Annotated in this window: 10 protein-coding genes; 5 read left to right on the forward strand and 5 right to left on the reverse strand. The window is 52.6% G+C overall.

The window, feature by feature from the left end:
- Window positions 1-14: 14 nt before the first annotated feature.
- Entirely contained in the window at window positions 15-1,289 is a 1,275-nt protein-coding gene (locus tag H1D31_RS01615) for an efflux RND transporter periplasmic adaptor subunit (RefSeq protein WP_261255375.1), read from the reverse strand.
- A gap of 237 nt (window positions 1,290-1,526) precedes the next feature.
- Between H1D31_RS01615 and H1D31_RS01620 the strand changes: the two genes are divergently transcribed.
- A complete protein-coding gene (locus H1D31_RS01620) occupies window positions 1,527-2,030 on the forward strand; it encodes an RDD family protein (protein ID WP_261255377.1) in 504 nt (167 codons plus the stop codon).
- Between the two features lie 57 nt (window positions 2,031-2,087).
- Here H1D31_RS01620 and lptG read toward each other — a convergent pair whose 3' ends face one another.
- The gene (lptG, locus tag H1D31_RS01625) at window positions 2,088-3,155 is read right to left on the reverse strand and encodes an LPS export ABC transporter permease LptG (RefSeq protein WP_008951100.1); all 1,068 of its coding nucleotides are present in this window, start codon (window positions 3,153-3,155) and stop codon (window positions 2,088-2,090) included.
- A 1-nt stretch (window position 3,156) separates the two neighbouring features.
- Window positions 3,157-4,260: an LPS export ABC transporter permease LptF gene (gene lptF / locus H1D31_RS01630; protein ID WP_008951099.1), complete on the reverse strand. Its 1,104-nt coding sequence runs from the start codon at window positions 4,258-4,260 to the stop codon at window positions 3,157-3,159.
- A 214-nt stretch (window positions 4,261-4,474) separates the two neighbouring features.
- Here lptF and pepA point away from each other — a divergent pair, with 214 nt between their 5' ends.
- The 3 genes from pepA to H1D31_RS01645 are packed head-to-tail and all read left to right on the forward strand — an operon-like array spanning window position 4,475 to window position 9,325.
- Window positions 4,475-5,983, forward strand: a complete 1,509-nt coding sequence (gene pepA / locus H1D31_RS01635) for a leucyl aminopeptidase (protein ID WP_008609119.1) — start codon at window positions 4,475-4,477, stop codon at window positions 5,981-5,983.
- Complete coding sequence (locus H1D31_RS01640; RefSeq protein ID WP_261255388.1) at window positions 5,983-6,447, forward strand: DNA polymerase III subunit chi; 465 nt, start codon at window positions 5,983-5,985, stop codon at window positions 6,445-6,447. Before pepA ends, H1D31_RS01640 begins: the two co-directional genes overlap by 1 nt.
- A gap of 19 nt (window positions 6,448-6,466) precedes the next feature.
- Window positions 6,467-9,325 (forward strand): valine--tRNA ligase, encoded by a 2,859-nt coding sequence (locus H1D31_RS01645; RefSeq protein ID WP_261255390.1) that lies wholly within the window; start codon window positions 6,467-6,469, stop codon window positions 9,323-9,325.
- Between the two features lie 98 nt (window positions 9,326-9,423).
- Here the strand turns inward: H1D31_RS01645 and H1D31_RS01650 are convergent, their stop codons facing one another.
- Window positions 9,424-10,218 (reverse strand): THxN family PEP-CTERM protein, encoded by a 795-nt coding sequence (locus H1D31_RS01650; RefSeq protein ID WP_261255392.1) that lies wholly within the window; start codon window positions 10,216-10,218, stop codon window positions 9,424-9,426.
- 393 nt (window positions 10,219-10,611) lie between these two features.
- Between H1D31_RS01650 and H1D31_RS01655 the strand changes: the two genes are divergently transcribed.
- On the forward strand, window positions 10,612-12,081 hold the full coding sequence (locus tag H1D31_RS01655) for a Na+/H+ antiporter NhaC family protein (RefSeq protein ID WP_008951096.1): 1,470 nt from the start codon (window positions 10,612-10,614) through the stop codon (window positions 12,079-12,081).
- A 47-nt stretch (window positions 12,082-12,128) separates the two neighbouring features.
- Here H1D31_RS01655 and H1D31_RS01660 read toward each other — a convergent pair whose 3' ends face one another.
- The gene (locus H1D31_RS01660) at window positions 12,129-12,773 is read right to left on the reverse strand and encodes a MarC family protein (RefSeq protein WP_008609125.1); all 645 of its coding nucleotides are present in this window, start codon (window positions 12,771-12,773) and stop codon (window positions 12,129-12,131) included.
- Between the last annotated feature and the right edge of the window lie 29 nt (window positions 12,774-12,802).

The following is a 12,802-nucleotide window of genomic DNA, read 5'->3' on the forward strand; positions in this document are numbered from 1 at the left end:
GATATTGTCCTTGCTTAATTTAAGTTGACGCGTGCCTGATCTTTAAATTCGCTCAGGTTAGAAATCACCCATTGCTCGCCCTCACTGGCGCCACTGAGGATCTCTACCCACTGTACCGATAAGGCACCCAGCTCAACCGGTTTTTTTACCGCCTGTCCCTGCACCAGCTGATAGGCGACCTTGCCACCACCGGAGGCAACAAAGTCACCGCGGGGAATTTTCAGCACATTCTGCTTTTCTTCCAGAATCACCCGCGCGGTCAGACGCTGGCTCTGGCGCAAACTCTGGGCGTCGTTATCGGCAAAACGCACCCGGGCACTGACCTGATTGTTGCGCACCTCAGGTGCCACATAACTGATTTGACCGCGTAACTGCTGATTACCGGCGGTGATCTCCACCGCCATCCCCGGCAGCAGGTCACGGGCGTAACTTTCCGGCACCTGCAGTTCAGCCTCATAGCGCGACAGATCAATTACCGTCAGCAGCATCTGACCAGCCAGTACATGGCTTTGCTGCTCGACCAACCAGTTACCCAACTGGCCGGTGACCGGCGCGGTAATATCCAGTGCCTGCAGTTTGCGCGACAGCTCGGCCACCACCAGACTCTGGCGCTGAATGTCCTGCTGCCGTGATTTTTGCTCAAAAGCCAGCTTGTCTCTGGCCAAGGCGACCTTGCGCTCAGCATGAGCGAACTCCAGCTCAGCCTGGGTTAATCTGTCCTGCGCCACGTCAAAATCCAGCTTACGGATCACGCCAAGGTCGATCGACTGCTGCGCCCGCTGCAGCTCACGCCGCGCCGCCAGCAAATTAACCTGTGCTGTATTTAAGATTTGCTCCATATCCAGCTGTTGCTCACGCGCCTGCAACGCCGCGCGTTCGGCGTCGGATTGCAAGGCACTGAGTACTGCCTGCTGCTGCTGGTATTCACTTAATAATGCCGGGCTGGTAATGCGCGCCAGCAGCTCACCGGCTTGTACCGATTCGCCGGGCTGTTTTAGGAAGGCGATTTGCCCGGCTTCCTGGCTATATAATGTCGGCGCATTGGCGGCAACGATACGCCCTTGAGCGGCGATATCCCGCACCAGATCACCGCGTTCAACAGTGGCAATTTGTACCTGCTGCCGCGGGATCACCAAGGTCGCGTGCTTGCCGCTCTGCTGCCATAACCAGGCAACGACCAACAGCAGCGCGACGGCGGGCAGCGTCCATAACAGATACTTTTGCCGTGATGGCTTGGGGGCAAGTACCCGGTCCTGAGTAGCGGTGCTTTGAATGACTACTGGCTGCATCTGTGAGATCCGTTTTACGATAATAATGAAAACCTGCAGCAGCTATAGCAGCTTTAATGCCAGAATTTATCACACTGTTTTTATTGTGTTTTTTATATTTTTCACAGAGAAAAAAGTGTCCGCGGACAGTCCGGGTGTCCGTCAATAACAACGCGGACATGGCGGCGAACACAAGCCGGCTACTGGGCGCTGTCCAGACCTCATGCTAGACTAGCGCTATTCGTGACAGGAGTAGTTATGTATCAGGATGCCCCCCGCGCCGGCTTTGCCCGGCGTTTGGCCGCAATAATTTATGATGTGTTAATTCTCACGGCGCTGATTATGCTGGCCGCTGGCCTGGCGATGTTGCTGGTGCAACTGCTGGTATGGAGTGGTGCTATTCAGTTACTGCCTGAGCAGGATATTGCTGCCTATGTTACCAGCAGCTGGCGCAGGTGGCTGTACTTCGCTTATCTGGTGGCGGTGATCCTGGGGTTTTATATCTATTTCTGGTGTAAAGCCGGTCAGACTCTGGGCATGCGCGCCTGGCGTTTACTGCTGGTCAGTCAAGCGGGTAAACCGCTGACAGCGCCGCAGGCGCTGGCCAGAGCGCTGCTGGCACTTGGCGGCATTGGCAATATCTGGCTCTGGTTACGTTGGGGCAAGGGTCTGGCGCTGCAGGATCAACTGACCAACAGTCAGATGATTATCCTGAGTAAAGAACAAAGCAAGGTACTGAATTTACATAAAACAGCCCGCTAAAGCGGGCTGGTTATCGGGTCGGCTGGCTAAACCCTGGGGCGTGTTAACCTTTGCGGCTTAGATTTTCCGCCGCATAAAATACAGCGAAATGCCGATAAAGAGTAAGCTGGGTAAGGCTGCACCCGCCAGCGGGGGTAATTGATACACCAGCGCCAGCGGTCCGAATACTTCGTTACTCATATAAAAGCCAAAGCCGGTCAAAATCCCCAACAGCACACGAGCCGCCATGGTAACGCTGCGCAGCGGGCCAAAGATAAAGGACAACGCCAGTAGTAACATCGCCGCCAGGGTAACCGGCTGCAGAATTTTCCGCCAATAGGCTAACTGGTAACGGCTGGCTTCCTGGCCATTTTGCTGCAGGTAATCGACATATTCGCGTAGCCCCCGCAGTGATAACATTTCCGGTTTAATACTCACCACACTGAGCTTGTCCGGTGTCAGCGTAGAGCGCCAGCGCTGGGTTGGCAGTCGCTGTTGCTCAATCCGCTCGTCACTAAAGGTCAGTTCAGTAACCTGCTGCAAGCGCCAGGCATCATCAAGGTATTGCGCCGCTTCGGCCCGTACCACCCGGGCTAGCGCCAGATCCGGTTGAAACTGATAGATAATCACCTCTTTCAGATTCCCCAGATCGTCGACTTCTTTAATATTAACAAAGCTGTCGCCGTCTTTGGCCCAGACTCCCTGCCGCGCCGCAAATACATTACCGTCTGAGATGGCTTTAATTCTGAGCTCGCGCGCAGCGCGGTCTGTCACCGGTGCCCCCCACTCTGCTACCGCCATCATTACCAGTACCATCAGTACAGCCGACTTCATCACCGAGTTAATAATATTCAGCCGCGATAAGCCAGCAGCCTGCATCACCACCAACTCGCTGCTGCTGGCCAGGATCCCCAGGCCAATCAGGCCGCCGATTAACGCCGCCATTGGGAAGAACATCACCACATCGCCCGGCACGCTGTACAGCGTAAACAGCGCAGCATGCACCATATCGTAATAGCCGCGGCCGATAGAACGCATCTGGTCAATAAAACGGAACATCGCTGATAACGCCAGCAATACGCTTAAGGTTAGCGCCGAGGTAGTAAGAATGGTTTTACCGATATAAAGGTCGAGTATTCTGATCATCTTAACGCCCCGCTACCCAGGCCCGGATCTTCTGCGCCCCTTCCCGGTTACGCAGGATCAATACCGTCCCCAGCGTCAAACCGGCCGCATGCAACCACCACATGCCCAGTTGCGGCGGGATCTTGCCATCTTCCAGCGCCGAGCGGGCGATAATCAGCAAGGCATAGTAGCCCAGGTACAGCAGCAGTGCCGGTAATAACCGGCCAAACTTGCCCTGGCGCGGGTTCACCCGGCTCAGTGGCACCGCAATCAGGGTTAAAATTGGGATTGATAACGGGATCGCAATCCGCCAATGCCATTCAGCAATCGCCTCACTGCCACTTTCTTTTAACAGTGCCGGCGTACTTAAACTGGATAGTTTGCGTCGCCGCTGCTCGACTTCCTGTTCGCGGATCTGGATTTGATAGCGATCAAATTCGATCACTTCATAAGCCGGTGACTGGCCATCACCGGCATAGCGGCGCCCCTGCTCCAGCGTCATTAGTTGCGCCCCGGTTTCCGGATCTTCATATACGGCACCGCCTGAGGCATAAACAATAGCCTGTTGGCTGCCGCCATCTTTTTCGACAGACTGGGCGACAAACACCTTGGCTAACTGGTTACCGGAGCGGCTGACTTCCTGCACAAAAATCACTGCTTTTTCATTCGAAGTATGCTGGAACCGGCCTGGTACCAGCGAAAATAAACCGGCGTCCGATTCGGCGCGTTCCAGCAGCTGATATTCGCGTTCGGTTGCCCAGGGGCTGAAATACAGGGTAACGCTGGCGGCCAGCAGCGCCATCAGTACCGATAACAATAGGGTTAAACGGGTGACATACCATTCGCTGACGCCGGTAGCATGAAGTACTGTCATCTCACTGTCGGCATAGATTCGACCGTACGCCACCAGGATACCAAGGAAGGCGCTGAGCGGCAGAATAATCACCGCCAGCTGCGGTAACTTTAACGCCACGATACTCAGTACCAGTTGGCCGGGGATCTCGCCTTCAGAGGCGTCAGCCAGGATTTTTACAAAACGTTGACTGATAATAATGGTGGTCAGAATAACAAAGACAGCTAACTGAGCGCGAAAGACTTCACCAATCAGATAACGAAAAATAATCAAAAATGCCCCCTAAAAACCTGTCTTTTCTCTGGAAAGCTGGTGATTTTTCAGTAAACTTGGTATTTATACACTTTATTATCGGGCAAAGCGGCATTAAAACCGAGCTTTTTCAGTAAAACCCGGTAAAATTTCAGCACCATACCTTGTGGCTGCCGCGTCTGCTGTATGCGATCAGCGCCCATAGTAGCACAGTCTCTTAGAATCAGGAGTAAACATGGAGTTCAGCGTCAAAAGCGGAAGTCCGGAAAAACAACGCAGTGCCTGCATTGTGGTCGGTGTGTATGAGCCACGCCGGCTGTCCGCCGTAGCCGAGCAACTGGATAAAATCAGTGAAGGCTATATCAGTAATTTATTACGCCGCGGCGATCTGGAAGGCAAGCCAGGCCAGATGCTGTTACTGCACCATGTGCCCAATGTATTAAGTGAGCGTGTATTATTGGTTGGTTGTGGCAAAGAGCGCGAGTTAGATGAGCGTCAGTACCGTCAGATCATCGCCAAAACCATTAGCACCCTGAACGAAACCGGCTCGATGGAAGCGGTATGCTTTTTATCCGAGCTGCATGTTAAAGGCCGCGATACCTACTGGAAAGTACGTCATGCGGTGGAAACCACACAGGATTGCCTCTACGTCTTTGATAAGCTGAAAAGCAAAAAGGACGAAACCCGCCGCCCGCTGCGTAAAATTGTGTTTAATGTGCCGACCCGCCGCGATCTGACGATTGGCGAGCGCGCAGTGGAACATGGTTTAGCTATCGCTGCCGGTATTAAGCAGTGTAAAGATGTCGGGAATATGCCGCCGAATATCTGTACCCCGGCCTATCTGGCCGAACAGGCGTCAGCACTGAGTAAGTTATCGGATAAGGTCAGCGTTGAAGTATTAGGCGTAGCCGAAATGTCAGCGCTTGGCATGAACTCCTACCTGGCGGTTGGCCGCGGTTCAGTGAATGAACCGAAAATGTCGGTGATCAAATATCAGGGCGCGGCCGATAACAGCGCGCCGGTGGTACTGGTTGGTAAGGGTCTGACCTTCGACTCCGGCGGTATCAGCCTGAAACCGGGCGATGGCATGGATGAGATGAAGTTTGATATGTGTGGTGCCGCCTCAGTGCTGGGTACCATGCAGGCGGTGATTAACCTGCAGTTACCGGTAAATATCGTCGCGGTGCTGGCCGCAGCAGAAAATATGCCGGATGCCAACGCTTACCGGCCAGGTGATATCCTGACCACCATGTCAGGCCAAACCGTTGAAGTGCTGAATACCGATGCCGAAGGCCGGCTGGTACTGTGCGATGCGCTGACCTATGTCGAACGCTTTGACCCTGAGCTGGTGATTGATGTGGCGACCCTGACCGGTGCCTGCGTGATTGCACTGGGTAAACATGCCTCTGGCCTACTGAGTAACCATAACCCATTGGCGCATGAGCTGTTGAATGCCTCAGAGCAAAGCGGCGATCGCGCCTGGCGCCTGCCGCTATGGGATGAGTATCAGGATCAGCTGGAGAGCCCGTTTGCTGACTTTAGCAACCTGGGTGGCCGCGCGGCCGGTACCATTACTGCCGCTTGCTTCCTATCACGCTTTACCCGCAAATATCACTGGGCACACCTGGATATCGCCGGTACCGCCTGGCGCAGTGGGGGTAAAGACAAAGGTTCAACCGGCCGGCCGGTCGCATTGCTGACCCAGTTCCTGATCAATCGTACTGGTCAGCAGCAGGATCACTGATGCAGGTTACCTTCTATGTGCTGGCTGAGCAAAGTGCTGCAGCCAGTACCGGTTCCCAAGCTAATGAGCTGACGCCTGCGCCAGCTCATTTTGCTTTAGCCTGCCAGCTTTGTGCCCAGCTGTATCGCGCCAAACAACGGGTTTTCGTATATACTGCCGACCAGCAAAGTGCCGAGCTGCTGGACGAACTGTTATGGCAATTTGAACCCGACAGCTTTGTGCCACACAACCTGGCCGGCGAAGGCCCGCAACGCGGCGCACCGGTAGAAATTGGCTGGCAGGCACCAAAAGCCAGCCGCCAGGTGTTAATTAACCTGGCCGACCAGGTGCCGGATTTTGCCCGGCGCTTTAACCAGATCATTGAATTTGTGCCCGCCGAGCCAACGCTAAAAGCGCAGGCGCGGGAACGCTACAAGCAGTATCGACAGGCGGGCATTCTGCCGGAAACGATTACTGCCGACTGAATTTACAGGTATCACTCAGATGGAAAAAACCTTTAACCCCAGTGAAATAGAACAGGCGATGTATCAGGCCTGGGAAAGCAAGGGCTATTTTAAACCGAACGGCGATAACCGGCCGGGTAATAACTACTGCATTATGATCCCACCGCCAAATGTTACCGGTAGCTTGCATATGGGGCATGCGTTCCAGCAAACCATTATGGATGCACTCACCCGCTACCAGCGGATGCAGGGTAAAAATGCGCTGTGGCAAGTCGGTACCGACCATGCCGGTATCGCCACCCAGATGGTAGTAGAACGTAAACTGGCACAGGAAGGTCTGCCCGGCCGCGCTGAGCTTGGCCGCGATAAATTTATTGAAAAGGTGTGGCAATGGAAGGCTGAATCCGGCGGTACCATTACCTCGCAAATGCGCCGCCTGGGTAACTCGGTCGATTGGGACCGTGAACGCTTTACCATGGATGCCGGCCTGTCGAATGCCGTGCAGGAAGTCTTTGTCCGGCTGTATGAAGATGATCTGATTTACCGCGGTAAACGCCTGGTCAACTGGGATCCGAAACTGCACACTGCTATCTCGGATCTGGAAGTCGAGAACAAAGAGCAAAAGGGTCAGTTCTGGCACCTTCGCTATCCGCTGGCCGATGGTGTAAAGACCGCCGATGGTAAAAACTATCTGGTGGTGGCGACCACCCGCCCGGAAACCATGCTCGGTGACAGCGCGGTCGCGGTAAACCCGGAAGACGAGCGCTATAAAGATCTGATTGGCAAAGCCATCCTGTTGCCGCTGGCCAACCGCCGCATCCCGATTATCGCTGACGAACATGCCGACATGAGCAAAGGCAGCGGCTGCGTCAAAATCACACCGGCGCATGACTTTAATGACTACGAAGTTGGTAAACGTCATCAGTTACCGCTGATTAATGTGATGACCCCCGATGCGACTATCCGTCAGAGCGCAGACTGCTACCATATTAATGGCCAGCCGGATACCGAACTTAAAATTGCGATCCCGGCTGAATATCAGGGCCTGGATCGCTACGCAGCCCGCAAAGCCATCGTTGCTGCCTTTGATGCTGCCGGCTTGCTGGAAAAAATTGAAGAGATCAACAACACCCTGCCTTATGGTGATCGCAGCGGCGTGGTCATTGAGCCGATGCTGACTGATCAGTGGTATGTGCGGGTTGCGCCACTGGCGAAAACGGCGACCGAAGCGGTAGAAAACGGCGATATTCAGTTTGTGCCGAAGCAATATGAGAATATGTACTACAGCTGGATGCGCGATATTCAGGATTGGTGTATCTCGCGTCAGCTGTGGTGGGGCCACCGCATTCCAGCCTGGTATGATGCCGACGGCAAGGTTTATGTCGGTCGTAGCGAAGCTGAGGTGCGCAGCAAATATCAGCTGGCAGCTAGCGTCAGCCTGAGTCAGGATAACGACGTGCTGGACACCTGGTTTAGTTCGGCGCTGTGGACGTTCTCGACGCTGGGTTGGCCGGAGCAAACTGAAGATCTGAAAAACTTCCATCCTACCGATGTATTAGTGACCGGCTTCGACATTATTTTCTTCTGGGTTGCCAGGATGATCATGATGACCATGCACTTTATTAAAGATGCCGATGGTAAGCCGCAAGTGCCCTTTAAGACGGTTTATGTCACCGGCCTGATCCGGGATGAAAACGGCGATAAGATGTCAAAATCCAAGGGTAATGTGATTGACCCACTGGATATGATTGACGGCATTACGCTGGACGCGCTGCTGGAAAAACGCACTGCCAATATGATGCAACCGCAGCTGGCGAAGAAAATTGCCGACCGCACCAGCAAGCAGTTCCCGGAGGGTATTCCGGCCAGCGGCACCGATGCGGTGCGTTTTACGCTGGCAGCGCTGGCGTCTACCGGTCGGGATATCAACTGGGATATGAAGCGCTTAGAAGGCTACCGTAACTTCTGCAATAAACTGTGGAATGCCAGCCGCTATGTGTTGATGAATACCGAAGGTCAGGACTGCGGCTTTAACAGCAACGATAAGGTGCTGTCACTGGCCGATAAATGGATCCTGGCACAATACCAGCAAACGGTAAAACAAGTACGACATTACTTCGACAGCTACCGCTTTGATCTGGCCGCCACCGCACTGTATGAGTTTACCTGGAACCAGTTCTGTGACTGGTATCTGGAGCTGACCAAGCCGGTGTTGTTCAAAGGCTCTGAAGCAGAACAGCGCGGCACCCGCCATACGCTGATCACCGTGCTGGAAAGCTTGTTACGCCTGATGCATCCGATTATGCCTTATATCACGGAAAGTATCTGGCAAGCCGTTAAGCCACTGGCCGGTATTAACAGCGACAGCATTATGCTGGCCGCCTATCCGGTTTATCAGGCTGAGCTGGTGGATGAAACGGCGCAGGCTGATCTGGAATGGTTAAAAGCCGTGATCACCGCTATCCGTAACGTGCGTGGTGAAATGAATATTGCCCCATCTAAGCCATTAACGGTATTGCTGCGTAATCTGAATGCTGAAGAGCAACGCCGACTGGAGCAAAACCGTAACTTCCTGCTGGTAATGGCGAAACTGGACAGCCTGGAGGTATTGGCGGCTGATGCTAAAGCACCAGCCAGCGCCACTCAGCTGATTGGCAGCATGGACTTGCTGATCCCAATGGCGGGTTTAATTGATAAAGAAGCAGAACTGAACCGTATTGCTAAGCAACTGGAGAAAACCCAGCAAGAGTTATCCCGGGTTGCCGGTAAGCTGAATAACGAGGGCTTTGTTGCCAAGGCACCGGAAGCGGTGCTGGAGAAGGAGCGCGCCAAACTGGCGGAACTGGAGCAGGCGTTAGCCAAACTTCAGGCGCAGCAGGCCGAAATCGCCGCCTTATAGTAGTCGGTAATTTCTATCCCGACAGCCCCCCTTTTCGGGGGTAACCTGACCATAAAAAATGCCGGACTATGCCGGCATTTTTTATTTAACGATTAATACTATGCCACTAACTGCTTGCGACGACGTACACCGACCAGAGCCATTAAACCCAACCCCATCAGCGCCAGCACACCAGGTGCAGCAACGATAGTCACAGGTTCAGTGGTGATCAGGAATGCGAACTGGGCGTCGGTAAATTGGTTCTCCTGGGTTTTAAAGCCCAAACATGGACCAACAATACCAGCCTGAGCACAGGTCGCAGCGTCCATTGGATTTAAAGAACCACTGGTTTCAATAATGCTGATAAAGTAAGTAAAGCCGTTATAGTCAAAAGACGCATTCAGCGCATCAGTTGAGATAACAAAAATGTCATCACAAACCGATAACGATGGGAACGGACAAGGACTTTGATTTGGCGTTTCAATAAAGTTGATATTGAAGTTAGCTACCAGTAAATCTAACGCACTACCCGCCGGATTCAGTGGTGTTAACAGCAGTGTTGACTGTAAACTTGCGCTGGTCAGCGTTGCGTAGGAAGAGCTGATTGGATTGTTATAGTGAGTGATAATATTGGTCAATGCAAAAGGACCGTTGGTATTGACGATACCATTTGCTGGTGACTCTGTAATGCCTAAACCACTACGGCCACCGCCCGCTACAGCATGATTACCAGATGGGTCGCCCCAGGTTAATAAAGAAGGACCTGTAGCTTGAGTTCCCGAACCAGCTCCGAAATTCCAGCCAGCCCATGCCAAGGTAACACTATAATCCCACTGCGTAACCATTGCCGCCTGGGTGAAGGGCGCTAGTAACAACGCGACCCCTGCGATGGCACCTTTCAAAATTTTTTTCATTTTCTCGCTCCTGCAAAATGTTTTATCAGCTTGCTCAATGCTCGTCTGACGATTAACTACAACGTAGGTTTAGCATAGAGCGTGCCATAAAATAACTACTTGACTTGGCATAAGTTAATTTCAACGCAAACGTCAGGCTGTAAAAATAGTTGACAGCTGTTGCCCTATATCAGGCACAAAGATTCCAATTGTGCAAAATCGTTTTTTTGCTATGATGCACGCGTTTGTCTGCATAAAGATCAGACAGACCTGCGCTGGATACTTATGCAGCTAAACCGCCCGTTTAGCCAGAGCACCACGCAGTGTTCCGCTCCGTTGAGTTGTCCAATCTGCTGCAACGGTTCAGTTAACTTTGCCGGCCTGTCCCGGCTTTTATTATGAGAATAAAAAACCATGTCAGCAGATGCATCTTTAGAGAGTCTGGCCGAACCTATTGCTGCGGCGGCCGAAGCGGCCGCCGTTGAACCTTCAGCCATTAGTCTGATCCCCGCCTTAGTCGTACTGGCGTTTGCCGTTTGGTTAAAGCGGCCTATTCTGGCGCTGGTGTTAGGTGCCGCCGCCGGCTTAATTTTGCTGGCCGGCTCACCGATTGAAGCCTTATTTAATCTGGGCGAAACCTCAGTGCGCGTGATGCAGGACGAAACCATTGGCTGGCTAATTCTGGTCTGTGGTGGCTTTGGCGCCTTAATTGCGCTGCTGGTGCATACCGGTGGCGCCTTTGCCTTTGGCCGGATGGCACAGCAGTATGCCAGTGGCCGCAAACCGTCGCTGTTTATGACCTACTTTCTGGGTCTGATTATCTTTATCGATGATTACCTAAATGCCTTAACCGTCGGCGAAACCATGAAACGGATCACCGACAAATACAAGGTATCGCGGGAAATGCTGGCCTATGTGGTTGACTCAACCGCAGCACCGATGTGCGTGCTGGTGCCGATTTCAACCTGGGCCATTTTCTTTGGTGGTCTGCTGGTGGCTAACGGTATCGCGCCGGAAACCGACCCCAATGGCATTAAAACCTATATCTCAGCCATTCCTTATATGGTGTATGCCTGGCTGGCGCTGATTATGGTGCCGCTGGTTATCTTAGGCATAGTGCCGCTGATTGGCCCAATGAAAAAAGCCGAACTGGCCGCCCAGCAATCCAGTGGCAATATTGATGCGCCGGCTGAAACCGCCGCTTCACATACCCATACCAGCGACGACTTTGCAGTAGAAGCCTTTGAAGAAGAGTTTGATGCGTCAGACAAAAAAGGCGGCAAGCTGTATAACTTCCTGTTACCGATGCTGATGCTGATTGGCTTTACTATCTGGTTTGAAGCGGAAATCTGGCCTGCGTTAATTCTGACCTTTATTCTGACCATCCCAATGTATATGGCGCAGCGTCTGATGCCCTTTACCGAGATGATGGAGCTGATGATGCATGGTTTTAAAACCATGTTACCGGCGATCTGTACCGTGATCGCGGCCTTTACCTTTAAGGATGTTTGTGATCAGTTAGGGTTACCGCTATACGTGATTGAGAACCTGGCGCCCTATATGAACGCCCAGATGTTACCGGCGTTGGTCTTTGTGGCGATGGCTGTGTTAGCCTTCGTTACCGGTTCCAGTTGGGGTATTTTTGCGGTGTCGATCCCGATTGTGATGCCGCTGGCTATTGCAGTAGATGCCAATATCCCACTGGTGATTGGTGCCCTGCTATCAGCCAGCTCCTTTGGTAGTCAGGCCTGCTTCTACAGTGACTCAACCGTATTAGCGGCGCAGGGTTCGGGCTGTAACCTGATGAGCCACGCCCTAACCCAGTTCCCCTATGCCTTTATCGCTGCGGTGCTGGCATTCTTTGGCTTTATTATTCTGGCCTGAGCCGGTTGCTAAGCAAGCAACACAGGGCGCAACGGCGCCCTGTTTTTTTACAGACTACGATAAATATCCAGCACGCCGTTAATCACAAACTGCACGGCAATAACTGACAGGATCAAGCCGAACAGCCGGGTAATAATTTCTTTACCGGTCTCGCCGATATAGCGCACCAGCACATGCGAATAAATCATTGCCAGATAACAGGAAAAGGTCGTAATACCGATAGCCAGGAACACCGTAATAAAGTGCCACAAACTTTGTGCTTCACTGGTTAGGATCATCACGGTGGCAATGGCGCCGGGGCCTGCAATAAAGGGGATCGCCAACGGAATAATCGACACATCTTTCGCCAGCTTCCCATCCGGATGTGGCTCTTTACCTGTTGCTTCTTCGCCATCATCCAGACCTTTTTGCATCATGCTCATCGCAATACCAAACAGGATCAGGCCGCCGGCGATGCGAAAGGCTTCCAGCGTAATACCAAACACCTTAAAAATAAAACTGCCCAGCAAACCAAATAACAAAAAGATCCCGGCCGAGACCAGGGTGGAACGTTTGGCAGCCCGCCTACGCTGAATGGCATTGGCATTTGGCAATAAGGAAACAAAGATAAAAGCCGTTGTCAGCGGGTTAACAACGACAAAGAGTGCAGTAATGGCAATTAGCCAATAATCAATTAATAAGGTTACAGACATCATCTATCCAGAGTTCAGGCGGCGGTTAA

The organism is Alishewanella sp. BS5-314 (assembly GCF_025377695.1).
In the GTDB taxonomy this organism is placed as follows: domain Bacteria; phylum Pseudomonadota; class Gammaproteobacteria; order Enterobacterales; family Alteromonadaceae; genus Alishewanella; species Alishewanella aestuarii.

Excerpts from the sequence above, each read along its gene's own strand:
- H1D31_RS01615 (WP_261255375.1), bottom strand. The coding sequence starts at position 1,289 with ATGCAGCCAGTAGTCATTCAAAGCACCGCTACTCAGGACCGGGTACTT.
- H1D31_RS01620 (WP_261255377.1), top strand. The coding sequence starts at position 1,527 with ATGTATCAGGATGCCCCCCGCGCCGGCTTTGCCCGGCGTTTGGCCGCA.
- lptG (WP_008951100.1), bottom strand. The coding sequence starts at position 3,155 with ATGATCAGAATACTCGACCTTTATATCGGTAAAACCATTCTTACTACC.
- pepA (WP_008609119.1), top strand. The coding sequence starts at position 4,475 with ATGGAGTTCAGCGTCAAAAGCGGAAGTCCGGAAAAACAACGCAGTGCC.
- H1D31_RS01640 (WP_261255388.1), top strand. The coding sequence starts at position 5,983 with ATGCAGGTTACCTTCTATGTGCTGGCTGAGCAAAGTGCTGCAGCCAGT.
- H1D31_RS01645 (WP_261255390.1), top strand. The coding sequence starts at position 6,467 with ATGGAAAAAACCTTTAACCCCAGTGAAATAGAACAGGCGATGTATCAG.
- H1D31_RS01650 (WP_261255392.1), bottom strand. The coding sequence starts at position 10,218 with ATGAAAAAAATTTTGAAAGGTGCCATCGCAGGGGTCGCGTTGTTACTA.
- H1D31_RS01655 (WP_008951096.1), top strand. The coding sequence starts at position 10,612 with ATGTCAGCAGATGCATCTTTAGAGAGTCTGGCCGAACCTATTGCTGCG.
- H1D31_RS01660 (WP_008609125.1), bottom strand. The coding sequence starts at position 12,773 with ATGTCTGTAACCTTATTAATTGATTATTGGCTAATTGCCATTACTGCA.